Below are 13,844 nucleotides of genomic sequence, written 5' to 3'. Positions count from 1 at the left end.
GCGTCACGTTCAGAGCCGGCGATAACGCAACCGCCAGAAATGGCGACCGATATCGATCTCCAGATCCTGCGCCACCGGCGTGAAGAGTTGGGTAAGTTCCGCCTCGCTATAGTAATTCTTCAGCACCAGTTCCGTGCCGCCATCGACCAATGGCCAGTACTTATAGCTATCGGCTTGACCGGCGACGCGAACAAGTTCGCCGCCTAAGCGAGGCACCAGGCAATTATCGGCCAAGCAGACCACTGGGCCTGGACGCAAGAGGCGATGCAGGCCGCCGATGAAATCACGCAGCACCGCACGCGGCACATGGGACAGCCAGAAGCAGGACAGTGCGCCGTCGAAATTCCGCCCGAGAGCATCGAGCTGATAGGCATCGGCGATACGGAATGCGACTTTCGCCGGATCGAAGGGTTTGGTCTTGGCGATCTCCAGGGTTTCCGCCACGGCATCGGTCGCCGTGACATGCTGCGCCACCGCGGCGGCCTGCACCGTCCACCAGCCGGTGCCAGCGGCGATCTCCACCACATCCACACCGGCAAGCGACGTCCTGATCCAGCTTGCCAGCGCTTCCTGTTCCGCCAGTCGCACGGCATCGGGACGGTGATAGATCATTTCATAGTCGCGCGCCCGTTGGCGGTAGTAGTTCTGCATCTTATCGTCCCGCATCACCGGCATGCCCAGAAATGTCCCATATCGAGGTGAAAGTGAGTGCTATGCGCCTTATTGAAATCGGGGCCCAGCACCGTGTCGAAGAGATCGCAGGCACCGTCATGAACGGTCAGAAGAAAGCGGCCTGCCGCATTGGCATCGCCCCAGTCGCGGGTGATCTCGATGCGTTGGCCATTGCTCAAGCGGAAGGCCGTCACATCGATCGCATTCGCGGTGGCGTGCTCGCTGCGCCGGCCCTGCTGCCGGTTATAGAGATTGCGGCAGGCATAGTGCCGACATGCTCGAGCGCCGTGACCGTCGCCCCGAATTCGTGCTGCGCCGCCGGTTGGAGCACGTGGCGTTCCAGCATGGCGAGCGAGACCGCCAGCGGACAGCTTGCGGTAAAGCCCGGCATGAAACGGATATCCCCATCGGTCACGCGCACGGCATTCTCGAAGGCGCAGCCCGGCCCTGTCCGGCGATCGGGCTCAGCGGCGAAAACGAGATCGGTCTGCGCCAGCACCGTGCGGCACAACTGCGCATCCTTGCGCAGCCGGCTGATCTTATAGGCCGTGAGAAAATTGGGCTTGTCGGCGACATTGAGCGGCGCCCAGGGATTCCAGGCAGCCGGAAAGTCGAAATGAAATGGCAGGACAACGAAAGCCAAAACGGCCAGCAGGGCGATGATGAAAAGCAGCCGAGGCCGCCTCATGGAGACGGCTCCCGCGGCATCTCCGAAAGCAGCCAGTCGACGATTTCCCGCAGCAATTTCTCGGCGGAGTGACCGATGCGGTAGGTGACGAAGTAGCCGTGTTCCGGGCGATGCAGTCCCGGCAGGAGCTGGACCAAGCTGCCGGATTGCAGCAACGGATCGACCAGTCCCCGCCAGCCGAGGGCAATGCCTTCACCGGCCAGCGTGGCCTGCAACAGGAGCGGATACGTGCTGTACAACAGTTGCGGCTTGGCGGCCGGCGGCTTGAGGCCCTGGAGGCGCAGCCAATTCGCCCAGGTCAGCCAACGCGCATTGACCTCATCCATGTGAAGCAGGCGCTCGCCCAGGAGATCGCCTGCAGCGATACCGGCCTTGTGCAGATGTGGCCGCTCACCGACATAGGCTGGACTGCAGATCGGGAAAACCTCTTCCTGAAAGAGCTGTACGGAGTGCCAGCCCGGCCAATCGCCGGTGCCGAAGCGGATCGCAAGGTCGCTATTTGCCAGCGTCAGCTCATCATCCTGATCGCTGGTCAGGAGACGAAAGAACAATGCCGGATATGAGGCGCGAAGACGGCTGAAACGCGGCATCAGCCATTGCTGGGCAAAGCCGAAATTCGCGGCAATGCGAATCGTCTGATCGCCACCTGCGCGCAGGATCTCCGTTGCCCGAGCGATATTCTCGAGACCGAGCGTCACGGCATCACGGTAATCGCGCCCTGCCGCCGTCAGGCTCAGGCCCCGGCGATTGCGGTGGAACAGGGCCTGACCAAGATCCGCTTCGAGGAGTTGCAGGTGGCGGCTGATGGCCGGCTGGCTGATGCCGAGCTCGCGGGCCGCCGCCGACATACTGCCAAGGCGGGCGGCGGCTTCGAACGGAATGAGGCAACCGATCGGCGGATAACGTCGCTTAGACATAACTCCATGTTATATCTATTCGCAAATTTTTCCAGCTATTCTCGGCGCCGGTTACTTACCAGAATACGCCCATCTAATAGCAGCGAGCCGACATCATGAGTCAGATTGAGCTTCTCGAGTCGCCCACCCTTCGCCTGGCTGTGCAGTTTCCTGATGGCACCACCCGGTCCATCCATCCGCTTTGGCTGCGCGAGCGCTGCACTTCTAATACCAGTATTGACCAGGGTACCGGACAACGGCTCTACAACCCATCCGAGCTCGATCCCCAGTTACGCCTCATTGCCGTGAACCGCACGGGCTCAGACGAACTCACGGTGCTATTCAGCGATGGCCATACGAGCAGGTTCAGCGAAGCAGCGCTTGCAGCCGAAGCGGCGATGAGGCCGGACAATGACGGCCTGCCGGCGCGGTTGGCCTGGAACGCCTCGCTCGCCACGTTGCCGGAAGCCGATTGGCAGGAGCAGCCGAGCGATGCGTTGCGGTTCGACATTGCCGAGAAATTGCTGCGTTACGGATTCGTCGTGCTCCATAATGTGCCCCGCGTTTCTCTTGCGTTGTTCGGTGTTGCCGAAAGCTTCGGCTTCGTGCGCGACACCAATTTCGGTCGCCATTTCGACGTGCGGTCGGTGCCGGATGCCAACGATCTCGCCTATAGTTCCTTGGCGCTCGATCCCCATGTCGACAACCCCTATCGCGAGCCGTCCCCCGGCATCCAATTGCTGCATTGCCTAATCAACGAAACCCAGGGTGGTCTTTCCACTCTGGTCGATGGTCTCGCCTGCAGCGAAGCCTTGCGGCAGCACGATCCCGATGCTTATCGCCTGCTGACCAGCATCCCAGTCCGTTTCCAGTTCACCGATCGCGATGCCGAGCATGTCGCCTGGCAGCCGCATGTGAAACTGGATGAGCGCGGCGTGTTTCAGGCCATTCACATCAGCCCGCGCCTGGATTTCGCGCCCTTGCTGCCGCCTGACGAATTGCATGCTTTCTACGCCGCACGTCGTCAGCTCGATAGTCTGCTGAAATCCGCCGAATTTGAAATCCGCTTCCGTCTGGGCGGCGGCGATCTGGTGATGTTCGACAATCGCCGCCTACTGCATGGCCGCACCGCTTTCGATACGCGCGAAGGGAAACGGCACCTGCAGGGATGCTACATCGATATCGATGGTCCGCGCAGCCTGTACCGCGTTCTAAGCCGGTCGCAGGCCCGTCAGCGGCGCGCCGCAGAATAGATTCAAGGAAAGCATCATGAGCAAGACGGTCAGCTTCCTGCAAATGAAGGACGGCACCCGCGACGACTATCTCCTGCTGGACCAGTCGGAGCGCAACTTCGCCACCGGGCTGCCGGGCCGGGTGATGGAGGCTTTGGCCAAACTGGATCACTCGCTGGAAGGCTATAAGGTAAGCCGGCTGGAACATTCCCTGCAGAGCGCGACCCGTGCCGAGGCCGACGGCGCCGATGAAGAGATGATCGTTGCGGCGCTGATCCACGATATCGGCGATGAGCTAGCACCCTATAACCACGCCGAGATCGCTGCCGGCATGATCCGGCCCTATGTGCGAGCGGAAGTGACCTGGGTGGTCGAACAGCACGGCATTTTCCAGATGTATTACTACGCCCATCATTTGGGCGGGGACCGCAATGCCCGCGACCGTTTCCGCGATCACCACTGGTATGCCAGTTGCGAACGTTTCTGCGAGCGCTGGGACCAGGCGTCTTTCGATCCCGATTACGCCAGCAAGCCGCTCAGCTATTGGGAGCCGCTGGTGCGCGACATCTTCGGCCGGCAGGCGCATGATCCGCGCTATGTCAAATCGGCCGCCTAGCTCATAGGCGCAACGCGGATCAGGGTGCTTTGCATTTTTCGTTCGCGGAAACGTCGAGCTGGCGCAATTCGCCTTCCATCGGAATGCCGGCGAAGGAAAACACCATCTTGCCGATGACCCCGTTATCATAGATCTGCAGGCTCTGCTCGAAATCGGGCATACCTTCCGGTCCCGCATCGAGGAAAAATGCCAGATCGACCGGCCGTGACTGCACCTTCGCCAGAGCCGGGAATTGCTTGTCCTGATCGTGCCAATGCAAGGTGCCGGGCCCCAAGGCGGCAGTGATCGTTATCGGCTCGTCGCTCACTGTGCCGTCGAAGACATTAGCCGATAGAAACCCTTCTCCCGCAGCCGCGGCTTGCAACAGCCGCAAACTATGCGCAGTCGGCAGCATGACCCCGGCCGGCAGATCATGCTGGCCGCGCGTCGGCAAGGCAGTCGTAACCGCACCCTTGCCGCTCGATTCGACGCTGGCCTCGCCGCGCCGTTGATCGCCTTTCTCGCCATTGCGGTATTCTTCGCTTTGATAACGGTAACGGCGGCCATCCTTGGATTCCCAAGTGATCTGCCGCCATTCGAAGCCCGCCTCCTCTTCGTCCTCATCGCCGCCACCCAGCCGCAATTTGGCGCGCTGATTGATCGACCAGCCATCGCAGGTATCGATCCATTCGAATATCAGCATGCCCTCGGCAGTAACCGTTTCCTCGGCCCCAGGAACTTGGCGGCTGTGCAGAATGTAGATCGCCTTATGTGGCAAGACCTCGACGGCGTCCGCCGGCCGGCCGGCAGACAGCATGAATGCGCCCAGCAGAAGTGCGAGACCGAGGCGGGCGAAGGCCAAACGGCCAAAAATCCGGCGACGAGAGCCAAGTCCGATGTAGGAATTCCCACGCCTCACCGCCATTGCAACTGCTCTTGCCATCGTCCTGTCGCCTGCTCGTCAATTCGGGCCGCTCCCAGGCAGTATCGCACGGCCAAAGCCACCAAGATAAGCCCCGATCGCGCTGGACCGAGACGGCCCGGTGCCCGTCTCATTTTTGGAGCCGCCAGATGTCGAAGAAACCGTTCATCCACGTGACCCGCAAGCTGCCCGATGCCGTTACCCGGCGGCTGCTTGCCAGCTATGAGGCGGCGCTCAATCCCGATGATCATCTGCAAACGCCCGAAGAAATTCTCAAAGGCGCCGAAAAGGCCGATGCCCTCCTGGTGACGCCGACCGACAAGCTCACGCCGGAGCTGATCGAAAAGCTGCCTGCCAATGTGAAGATGATTGCCACCTTCTCGGTTGGCCATGAGCACATCAATCTGGATGCCGCGAAGAAGCGCGGCCTGCCGGTTTCCAACACGCCCGATGTGCTGACCGATGCGACTGCCGATATCACCCTGCTGCTGATGCTGGGTGCTGCGCGCCGGGCCTATGAAGGCGAGCGCGCAGTGCGCGACGCGACCTGGAAATCCTGGTCGACCGTCTACATGCTGGGTGTGCATATGACGGGCAAGCGGCTGGGCATCTTCGGCATGGGCCGCATCGGCCAGGCGGTTGCCAAACGCGCCCGCGCCTTCGACATGGAGATCCACTATTCCAACCGGCGCCAGTTGCCGCCGGAACAGGAACAGGGCGCCATTTTCCACGCCGATCCGGAAGACCTGCTGCACCACAGCGATTTTCTCTCGATTAACTGCCCCGGCGGCCCCGAGACTCATCACTGGCTGAATGCCAATCGCATCGCCAAGATGCCGGACGGCGCCATCGTCATCAACACGGCGCGCGGCCCGCTGGTCGACGACGCAGCGCTGATCGCCGCGTTGAAATCCGGCAAGCTGTTCGCCGCCGGCCTCGACGTTTTCGAAGGCGAGCCCAATATCAATCCGGCCTATCGCGATCTCAGCAATGTTTTCCTATTGCCGCATTTGGGGAGCGCGACAATCGAAACCCGCAATGCGATGGGCTTCAAGGCGCTCGACAATCTCGACGCCTTCTTTGCCGGCAAACCCCTGCCCGACCGCGTGGTCTGAGCTATTTGCTGCCCACAAATATCGAAGCGCGGCCTGTGGCCGCGCTTTTTCATTGCCGAATCGGCGGATTGGCTCTGCTCCTGAGGCGTGTTGACATTCGTCGAACAACGAATATTCTCTATCGCGTGAGTAGAGATTAAGAAGATGCTGTCGCAAAAAGCCAAATATGCCATGCGCGCCTTGCTTTACCTGGCCCAGGCCGAGCCTGGCCAGCCGGTGCTGATCGGCGATATCGCCGAACGGCAGCAAGTGCCGCGGAAGTTTCTGGAGCTCATCCTGCTTGAACTGAAGCGCCATGGCCTGGTCCGCAGTTACCGCGGCAAGAATGGTGGCTATACCTTGGCCAAGCCGGCGGATGAAATTTTCTTTGGCCATGTGATCCGGACGATCGATGGCCCGCTGGCGCAATTACCCTGTGCCAGCAAGACCGCCTATCGGCGATGCGAGGACTGTCAGGACGAAGCAACCTGCGCCATCCGCAAAGTGCTGCGTCAGGTGCGCGATGCCTCATCGCATATCCTGGATCACACCAGCCTCGCCGATGTGATGAACCAACGGCCGACCGGGCTGGATCTCGGCGCCGGCATTTAAGTAACCGTACGGAAACGAGGGAGGACGGAGGCGTTCTTGCTCGATCTTCTGCAATAAAGACTACTAAATTGATATAGATACTTGTAACAGTGTAAATAGAGGAGGTGATTATGACGCGATTTCGTTCCCTGATGGCCGGCATCGTCAGTGCCGCTATTCTCGCCACCGCCCAGCTCGCCAGCCCATCGGCGTTGGCGGAAACCTCTCTGCTCAACGTGTCCTATGACCCGACGCGTGAATTGTATAAAGCTTATAACGAGGCTTTCGCCAAACACTGGAAGGCGACGACCGGAGAAGATGTGACGATCGAATCGTCCCATGGCGGCTCCGGGAAGCAAGCCCGCTCAGTCATCGACGGATTGGAAGCCGATGTGGTGACTTTGGCCCTCGCCTATGACATCGACGAAATCAGCGCCAAGGGCGGATTGATCGATCCTGCCTGGCAGAAGCGCCTGCCCGATAACAGCACCCCCTATACCTCGACCATCGTATTCCTGGTGCGCAAAGGCAATCCGAAGAATATCAAGAATTGGCCGGACCTGGTGAACGGTGACGTTCAGGTCATCACACCAAACCCCAAAACCTCCGGCGGCGCGCGCTGGAACTATCTCGCTGCCTGGGGCTATGCCTTGAAGGCCAATAATGGCGACGAAGCCAAGGCGAAGGAATTCGTCACGCAGCTCTTCAAACACGTGCCGGTGCTCGATACCGGTGCACGCGGCGCGACCACGACCTTCGTCCAGCGCGGCATTGGCGATGTGCTGATCGCCTGGGAGAATGAAGCGCTGTTGGCGCTGAAGGAACTGGGCAAGGATCAGTTCGAACTGGTGGTGCCCAGCGTGAGCATCCTGGCCGAACCTCCGGTCGCCGTGGTCGATAAGGTGGCCGACAAGCATGGCACCCGCAAGGTTGCAGAAGCTTATTTGGAGTATCTCTATTCGCCGGAAGGCCAGGAGATCGCCGCGCAAAATTACTATCGCCCGCGTGACCCGAAGGTCGCCGAAAAATACGCCAACAGCTTCCCGAAAGTGTCGCTCTTCACCATCGACGAGTTCGGTGGTTGGCAAAAGGCGCAGAAGGCGCATTTCGCCGACGGCGGCATCTTTGATCAGATCTATCAGCCGCAATAAGCAGGAGCCAGATGGCAGCCACCGCATTGACAGGTCGTCCACACCCGCTTTTGCGGTGGAAACAACCCAGCGTGATCCCCGGTTTCGGGCTCACGCTGGGTTTTGCTGTGACCTATCTTAGTCTCATTGTCCTCATTCCCCTTGCCGCCCTGGTGCTGCGGCCGGTCGACATGGGCTTCGTCGGCTTCTGGAACGCGGTCTCCGCGCCGCGTGTTCTCGCTTCCCTCAAAATTAGTTTTGGCGCGGCGCTGTTGGCTGCCATCGTCAATGCTTTCTTCGGCCTGATCGTGGCCTGGGTGCTGGTGCGTTACCGCTTTCCGATGAAGCGTCTTGTCGATGCGCTGGTCGATCTGCCTTTCGCCTTACCAACCGCGGTTGCCGGCATTGCCCTAACCGGCATCTATGCACCCAATGGCTGGCTCGGCCGCTTTTTCGAGCCGCTCGGCATCAAGATCGCTTTCACCCCGCTCGGCATTGTCGTCGCGCTTACCTTTATCGGATTGCCTTTCGTCGTTCGCACCATCCAACCGGTGCTGCAGGACTTTGATGCGGAATTCGAGGACGCTGCCGCCAGCCTCGGCGCGACGCGCTGGCAAACCTTTGTGATGGTCATGCTGCCGAGCATCGCGCCGGCTTTGCTGACCGGCTTTGCGCTTGCCTTTGCCCGCGCCGTCGGAGAATACGGCTCGGTCATCTTCATCGCCGGCAATATGCCGATGGTGTCGGAAGTGGCGCCGCTGCTGATCGTTACCAAGCTCGAACAATATGACTATGCAGGTGCCTCGGCGATCGCCGTCGTCATGCTGGCCTTCTCTTTCCTGATTCTGCTCGCGGTCAACCGCTTGCAGCGTTATCTCAGCCGCCACCGGGAGCGCGCCGCATGACTCGCCGTGCTTCGCCTGCAAAACTCAATGTACGCAGTGAACCGGCTTGGCTGCGTGTTTTGTTGATTGCCATCAGTGTCGCCTTCATTGTGGTAATGCTGGTCCTGCCGTTGATCAGCGTCTTTGCGGAAGCGCTGGCGAAGGGTTTCGCCCCCTATCTGGCGACAATCATCGATTCCGATGCGCTGGCGGCGATCCGCCTGACGCTGCTGGTCGCCGTCATTGCCGTCCCGCTCAATCTCGTCTTCGGTCTCTGCGCTGCCTGGGCGGTCGCCAAATTCGATTTCCGCGGCAAATCGCTGCTGATCACCCTGATCGATCTGCCGTTCTCGGTCTCGCCGGTCATCTCCGGCTTGATTTATGTCTTGCTGTTCGGCGCCCGCGGCTGGCTGGGCCCGGTCCTCGACGAATATGGCATCAAGATCATCTTCACCGCCACCGGCCTCGTCCTGGCGACGATTTTCGTTACCTTCCCCTTCATCGCGCGGGAGTTGATTCCGCTGATGCTGGAACAAGGCAGCGAAGAGGAAGAAGCCGCCATTTCGCTCGGCGCCGGTGGCTTCCAGACGTTTCTGCGCGTCACCCTGCCGAATGTGGCCTGGGGGCTGCTTTACGGCGTGCTGCTCTGCAATGCCCGCGCCATGGGCGAATTCGGTGCCGTTTCGGTGGTTTCCGGCCATATCCGCGGCAAGACGAATACCATGCCGTTGCATGTGGAAATCCTGTACAACGAATACGACTTCGTCGGCGCCTTCGCCGTCGCGTCGCTCCTGGCTTTGCTGGCGCTCGTGACCCTGGTATGCAAAAGCCTTCTGGAATGGAAATTTGGTGACCGTCTCGCGGCCGGCGCCAAGCATTAGGAAGCCCATTAGGATCTGCCCATGTCCATCAACCTTACCGGCATCACCAAGACCTTCGGCAGCTATCAGGCGCTGCGTGGTGTCAGTCTGCAAATAGAAAAGGGACAGTTTCTGGCCCTGCTCGGTCCATCCGGCTCCGGCAAGACCACTTTGCTGCGGATTCTGGCCGGCTTAGATTTCCCCGATTCCGGTCATCTGATTTTCGATGGCACCGACGTTCAGCATATCAGTGCCCGCGACCGCCGCGTCGGATTCGTCTTCCAGCACTATGCCCTGTTCCGCCATATGACGGTGGCCGAGAACATCGCCTTCGGCCTGAAGGTGCGCCCGCGCGGCGAGCGTCCCAACAAATCGGTCATCGCCGACCGGGTCAATGAGCTGCTACGCCTCGTGCAGCTTGAGCAATTCGGCGGCCGCTATCCGACACAGCTGTCGGGCGGCCAGCGTCAGCGCATCGCGCTTGCCCGTGCGCTGGCGATCGAACCGAAAGTCCTGCTGCTGGACGAGCCTTTCGGCGCGCTCGATGCAAAGGTTCGCAAGGATTTGCGTCGCTGGTTGCGGCAATTGCATGATGAGATGGGCCTGACCAGCATCTTCGTGACTCATGACCAGGAAGAAGCGTTGGAACTGGCGGATTATGTCGCGGTCATGTCCGAGGGCCGCATCGAACAGATCGGCACGCCCGACCAAGTCTATCACAACCCCGCGACGCCTTTCGTCTTCGAGTTCCTCGGCCATGCCAACCGCCTGACCTGCCGCATCGCGAATGGCAAGGCTGCCATCGGCGATGTCGAAATGACGGCGCAATTGCCGGGCGACAGCAAGCCGGGCGACGGCGTGGCTTTCGTACGTCCCCATGACATTGCTTTGCAGCCGCCCGGCACGTCGCAGGCCTTGCCGAGCCGCATCCGCTACATGTTCACGGCGGGTCCCGGCGTTCGCGTCGAGTTGGAGCGTCTCGATAACGGCGAGATTCTGATTGCCGATCTCGCCCATGAGCAGGTGCAGAAGGGCGGATTCGAAATCGGCCAGCCGGTCGCCGCGCAACTGACCCAGATCACCGTCTTCCCGGCGCCCTGACGAACCGGGCAACGCCTGGCCTCGTCAGCGTGACGATCCGATCAGCGCGGTTGGGCCGGTTCGCCGGCCGGCTGCGGCAGGCAGATCGAATGAATGCCACCGCCACCATAGGCAAGTTCGATCACCGGGAATTGCAACACTTCGCGTTTGGGGAACAGCTTCGCCATCGTGTCGAAAGCACGCTTGTCCTGCGGCCCGTCATCGAAAGCCGGCATGATGATGGCGTCGTTGGCCATGTAAAAGTTCACATATGATAAAGCGAGGCGCCTTCCTTCGGCGTCGAATTGCGGGCGTGGCTGTTCGATTTCGATGATGTCGAGCTCACGCCCCATCGCATCGCGCATGCCGCGCAGCCGCTGCAGGTTCTCGCTCAGCACACGATGATTTGGATCGGCCTGATCGGAACATGTCAAAGCAATCACCATGCCCGGCCGGACGAAACGGGCAAGATTGGCAACCTGCCCACCCGTCATGTCGTCCTGCAGCCCTTCGCCAAGCCAGATCACCTGGCGCACGCCAAGATTGGCGATCAGGATATCCTCGATCTGTTCGCGTGACAGATTGGGATTACGGTTAGGATTGAGCAGCACCGCCTCGGAAGCGATCATCGTGCCCTCGCCATCAACATCGATGGCCCCACCTTCGAGGATCAAGTCGGCCGCATATTCACGCATCTTCAGATGGGTCAGCAACGCCGTGGCGACCTGCGCGTCGCGATCATGATCCTCATAGCGATGCCCCCAGGCATTCCAGCCCCAATGCAATCCGGCGATCTTGCCGTGACTATCTGCCAGGAAGCTCGGTCCCATGTCGCGGATCCAGCAATCGTCGTGCACGAGCGAGATCTGATTGACGCCCTGGCCGGTCAGCAACGAGACTTCCGCGACATTTTTCGGCTTGGTGATGATGGTCACCGGTTCGAACTGTGCGATCGTATTGGCCAGTTCCGCTACCGTGTCGCGTGCACCGTCAAGATGCTCGCCCCAGGTTTCGGCGCGGCTCGGCCAAGCCATCCAGCAACGTGCATGCGCCGCCCCTTCGGCAGGCATGATGAAGCCGTCGTCAAAAGGACTGGGGGACGTCGACATCGATTTTGCCTTTCTTTGGCGTCGCAGTGCCTCGTCTGCGCGCGAGCAGAGTTTACCAAGTTGACCGGATTACGCCAGCAGGGGATTGCATAAAAAAATCCCGCCTTTGCATAGCTGCCGGGCGGGATTCACAGGATAAATTCCACAGTCGAAGCTGCGTCAATCTATTGGCGCAGCTTCGGCTTGGAATAAAAACGTTATTGACCGGCCTTTTTCATCGGCAGGTCAAGCCGGATCGACAATTCTTTGAGGCGTGAAGCCGGGATTTCCGCCGGCGCCTGCATCAACAGATCTTCCGCCCGCTGGTTGAGCGGGAAGGCAATCACTTCGCGGATGTTCTTTTCCTCTGCCAGCATCATGACGATGCGGTCGATGCCGGGTGCGGAACCGCCATGCGGCGGCGCGCCGAACTTAAAGGCATTCAGCATGCCACCGAACTTGTTCTCGACCTCGCTGGCCGGATAGCCGGCGATCTCGAAAGCCTTGTACATGATCTCCGGCAGATGGTTCCGGATCGCACCCGAGGACAATTCAATGCCGTTGCAGACGATATCGTATTGGAACGCCTTGATGGTCAACGGATCGCGGTTGAGCAACGCATCCATTCCACCCTGCGGCATCGAGAAGGGGTTGTGGCTGAATTCGATCTGGCCGGTATCCTCGTTCAACTCGTACATCGGGAAATCGACAATCCAGCAGAATTCGAATCGCTTCTGATCGATCAGTTCGAGTTCCTCGCCGAGACGCGTGCGGACGGCACCGGCGAATTTCGCAGCGGCCAGCTTCTTGTCGCAGGCGAAGAATACCGCATCGCCATCCTTCAGGCCGGCCGCCTCGCGCAGTTGATTAAGGCGGGCCTCGTCAAGATTCTTGGCGATCGGCCCCTTGGCGCCGGCGGCGTCGAAAATGACATAGCCGAGACCGGCAGCGCCCTGCGCCTTGGCCCAGTCGTTCAGCTTGTCGAAGAAGCTGCGCGGCTTGGCAGCAGCACCTGGCGCCGGAATGGCGCGCACCACCGACCCCAGCTCGACGGCTTTGGCGAAGATGCCGAAACCCGAGCCGCGGAACACCTCGCTCACGTCGCTGATCAGGATGGGATTGCGCAGATCCGGCTTATCGGAACCGTAACGCAGCATCGATTCATCGAAGGGGATCTGCCGGAACGGCATTGGCGAAACGACGCGACCATCGGCGAATTCCTCGAAGACGCCGTGCAATACCGGTTCGATCGCATTGAAGACATCCTCCTGGGTGACGTAGGACATCTCGAAATCGAGCTGGTAAAATTCGCCCGGACTGCGATCCGCGCGGCTATCCTCGTCGCGGAAGCAGGGTGCGATCTGAAAATAGCGGTCGAACCCGGCCACCATCAACAACTGCTTGAATTGCTGCGGCGCCTGCGGCAGCGCATAGAATTTACCCGGATGCTGACGCGAGGGCACCAGGAAGTCGCGCGCACCTTCCGGCGAGCTCGAGGTCAGGATCGGCGTCTGGAATTCGGTGAAGCCCTGGGCGATCATGCGCTGGCGCAAGGAAGCAATCACCTTCGAGCGCAACACGATATTGCGATGCACCTTGTCGCGGCGCAGATCGAGGAAGCGGTAACGCAGGCGCACTTCCTCGCCAGCATCCTCGTCGCTGGCCACCTGGAGCGGCAGGACCTCCGCCACCGATTGCACGAAATATTCCTCGATCTTGACCTCAATCTCGCCGGTCGGCAGCTTCGGATTGACTGTTTCGGGTGTCCGCTGCACCACCTTGCCGGTGATGGTCACGACGCTTTCCACGCGGGTCTGCTCAACCTGCTTGAAAAGCGGGCTGGAAATATCGAGCACGCATTGCGTCAGGCCGTAATGGTCGCGCAGGTCGATGAAAACCAGATTGCCATGGTCGCGCTTGCGGTGAACCCAGCCGGAAAGGCGGACGGTCTGGCCAGCGTCGCTAGGACGCAGGGCGCCGCAGGTATGCGAGCGGTAGGCGTGCATCATGTAATCCTTAATGAAAACAGCAGATTAAGCCGGCAAAAGGCCTGGATTTCCGGGCTTTGTCAAGCTTCCCGTGGGGATATAAGCGGGCTTGGCCCTTTCCCTT

The 13,844-nt window shown here is 60.3% G+C and carries 13 protein-coding genes and 1 pseudogene; 8 read left to right on the top strand and 6 right to left on the bottom strand.

Annotated features, from left to right (window positions below):
- Positions 1-9: 9 nt before the first annotated feature.
- From SMD27_RS22340 to SMD27_RS22330, 3 genes and pseudogenes are all read right to left on the bottom strand, one after another.
- Complete coding sequence (locus tag SMD27_RS22340) at positions 10-666, bottom strand: class I SAM-dependent methyltransferase (RefSeq protein ID WP_320510664.1); 657 nt, start codon at positions 664-666, stop codon at positions 10-12.
- Positions 666-1,360 (bottom strand): annotated as a pseudogene (locus SMD27_RS22335) (extensin-like domain-containing protein). The gene SMD27_RS22340 and the pseudogene SMD27_RS22335 overlap by 1 nt, the downstream one beginning before the upstream one ends.
- The gene (locus tag SMD27_RS22330; protein WP_320510663.1) at positions 1,357-2,277 is read right to left on the bottom strand and encodes a LysR substrate-binding domain-containing protein; all 921 of its coding nucleotides are present in this window, start codon (positions 2,275-2,277) and stop codon (positions 1,357-1,359) included. The pseudogene SMD27_RS22335 and the gene SMD27_RS22330 overlap by 4 nt, the downstream one beginning before the upstream one ends.
- Before the next feature lie 95 nt (positions 2,278-2,372).
- Here SMD27_RS22330 and SMD27_RS22325 point away from each other — a divergent pair, with 95 nt between their 5' ends.
- Complete coding sequence (locus SMD27_RS22325; protein ID WP_320510662.1) at positions 2,373-3,509, top strand: TauD/TfdA family dioxygenase; 1,137 nt, start codon at positions 2,373-2,375, stop codon at positions 3,507-3,509.
- A gap of 16 nt (positions 3,510-3,525) precedes the next feature.
- Positions 3,526-4,104 (top strand): HD domain-containing protein, encoded by a 579-nt coding sequence (locus tag SMD27_RS22320; protein WP_320510661.1) that lies wholly within the window; start codon positions 3,526-3,528, stop codon positions 4,102-4,104.
- A 19-nt stretch (positions 4,105-4,123) separates the two neighbouring features.
- Here the strand turns inward: SMD27_RS22320 and SMD27_RS22315 are convergent, their stop codons facing one another.
- Positions 4,124-5,026, bottom strand: a complete 903-nt coding sequence (locus SMD27_RS22315) for an EipB family protein (protein ID WP_320510660.1) — start codon at positions 5,024-5,026, stop codon at positions 4,124-4,126.
- A 128-nt stretch (positions 5,027-5,154) separates the two neighbouring features.
- Here SMD27_RS22315 and SMD27_RS22310 point away from each other — a divergent pair, with 128 nt between their 5' ends.
- The 6 genes from SMD27_RS22310 (at position 5,155) to SMD27_RS22285 (ending at position 10,665) form a co-directional block, all read left to right on the top strand.
- Complete coding sequence (locus SMD27_RS22310; RefSeq protein ID WP_320510659.1) at positions 5,155-6,120, top strand: 2-hydroxyacid dehydrogenase; 966 nt, start codon at positions 5,155-5,157, stop codon at positions 6,118-6,120.
- 144 nt (positions 6,121-6,264) lie between these two features.
- Complete coding sequence (locus tag SMD27_RS22305; protein WP_320510658.1) at positions 6,265-6,711, top strand: RrF2 family transcriptional regulator; 447 nt, start codon at positions 6,265-6,267, stop codon at positions 6,709-6,711.
- A gap of 110 nt (positions 6,712-6,821) precedes the next feature.
- Positions 6,822-7,841 (top strand): sulfate ABC transporter substrate-binding protein, encoded by a 1,020-nt coding sequence (locus SMD27_RS22300; protein WP_379990836.1) that lies wholly within the window; start codon positions 6,822-6,824, stop codon positions 7,839-7,841.
- 11 nt (positions 7,842-7,852) lie between these two features.
- Positions 7,853-8,725, top strand: a complete 873-nt coding sequence (gene cysT / locus SMD27_RS22295; protein WP_320510657.1) for a sulfate ABC transporter permease subunit CysT — start codon at positions 7,853-7,855, stop codon at positions 8,723-8,725.
- Complete coding sequence (cysW, locus tag SMD27_RS22290) at positions 8,722-9,585, top strand: sulfate ABC transporter permease subunit CysW (RefSeq protein ID WP_320510656.1); 864 nt, start codon at positions 8,722-8,724, stop codon at positions 9,583-9,585. The genes cysT and cysW overlap by 4 nt, the downstream gene beginning before the upstream one ends.
- Before the next feature lie 21 nt (positions 9,586-9,606).
- The gene (locus SMD27_RS22285; RefSeq protein WP_320510655.1) at positions 9,607-10,665 is read left to right on the top strand and encodes a sulfate/molybdate ABC transporter ATP-binding protein; all 1,059 of its coding nucleotides are present in this window, start codon (positions 9,607-9,609) and stop codon (positions 10,663-10,665) included.
- Positions 10,666-10,706: 41 nt separating this feature from the next.
- Here SMD27_RS22285 and SMD27_RS22280 read toward each other — a convergent pair whose 3' ends face one another.
- Positions 10,707-11,753 (bottom strand): agmatine deiminase family protein, encoded by a 1,047-nt coding sequence (locus tag SMD27_RS22280; RefSeq protein ID WP_320510654.1) that lies wholly within the window; start codon positions 11,751-11,753, stop codon positions 10,707-10,709.
- A 197-nt stretch (positions 11,754-11,950) separates the two neighbouring features.
- The gene (gene aspS / locus SMD27_RS22275) at positions 11,951-13,738 is read right to left on the bottom strand and encodes an aspartate--tRNA ligase (RefSeq protein WP_320510709.1); all 1,788 of its coding nucleotides are present in this window, start codon (positions 13,736-13,738) and stop codon (positions 11,951-11,953) included.
- Between the last annotated feature and the right edge of the window lie 106 nt (positions 13,739-13,844).

Origin of the sequence: Dongia soli (assembly GCF_034044715.1) — a bacterium.
Taxonomy (GTDB): Bacteria; Pseudomonadota; Alphaproteobacteria; order Dongiales; family Dongiaceae; genus Dongia_B; species Dongia_B soli.
Note: the sequence above shows the minus strand (reverse complement) of the source record. Positions and strands in the feature narration are given on the sequence as shown.

Excerpts from the sequence above, each read along its gene's own strand:
- SMD27_RS22340 (WP_320510664.1), bottom strand. The coding sequence starts at position 666 with ATGCGGGACGATAAGATGCAGAACTACTACCGCCAACGGGCGCGCGAC.
- SMD27_RS22330 (WP_320510663.1), bottom strand. The coding sequence starts at position 2,277 with ATGTCTAAGCGACGTTATCCGCCGATCGGTTGCCTCATTCCGTTCGAA.
- SMD27_RS22325 (WP_320510662.1), top strand. The coding sequence starts at position 2,373 with ATGAGTCAGATTGAGCTTCTCGAGTCGCCCACCCTTCGCCTGGCTGTG.
- SMD27_RS22320 (WP_320510661.1), top strand. The coding sequence starts at position 3,526 with ATGAGCAAGACGGTCAGCTTCCTGCAAATGAAGGACGGCACCCGCGAC.
- SMD27_RS22315 (WP_320510660.1), bottom strand. The coding sequence starts at position 5,026 with ATGGCAAGAGCAGTTGCAATGGCGGTGAGGCGTGGGAATTCCTACATC.
- SMD27_RS22310 (WP_320510659.1), top strand. The coding sequence starts at position 5,155 with ATGTCGAAGAAACCGTTCATCCACGTGACCCGCAAGCTGCCCGATGCC.
- SMD27_RS22305 (WP_320510658.1), top strand. The coding sequence starts at position 6,265 with ATGCTGTCGCAAAAAGCCAAATATGCCATGCGCGCCTTGCTTTACCTG.
- SMD27_RS22300 (WP_379990836.1), top strand. The coding sequence starts at position 6,822 with ATGACGCGATTTCGTTCCCTGATGGCCGGCATCGTCAGTGCCGCTATT.
- cysT (WP_320510657.1), top strand. The coding sequence starts at position 7,853 with ATGGCAGCCACCGCATTGACAGGTCGTCCACACCCGCTTTTGCGGTGG.
- cysW (WP_320510656.1), top strand. The coding sequence starts at position 8,722 with ATGACTCGCCGTGCTTCGCCTGCAAAACTCAATGTACGCAGTGAACCG.
- SMD27_RS22285 (WP_320510655.1), top strand. The coding sequence starts at position 9,607 with ATGTCCATCAACCTTACCGGCATCACCAAGACCTTCGGCAGCTATCAG.
- SMD27_RS22280 (WP_320510654.1), bottom strand. The coding sequence starts at position 11,753 with ATGTCGACGTCCCCCAGTCCTTTTGACGACGGCTTCATCATGCCTGCC.
- aspS (WP_320510709.1), bottom strand. The coding sequence starts at position 13,738 with ATGCACGCCTACCGCTCGCATACCTGCGGCGCCCTGCGTCCTAGCGAC.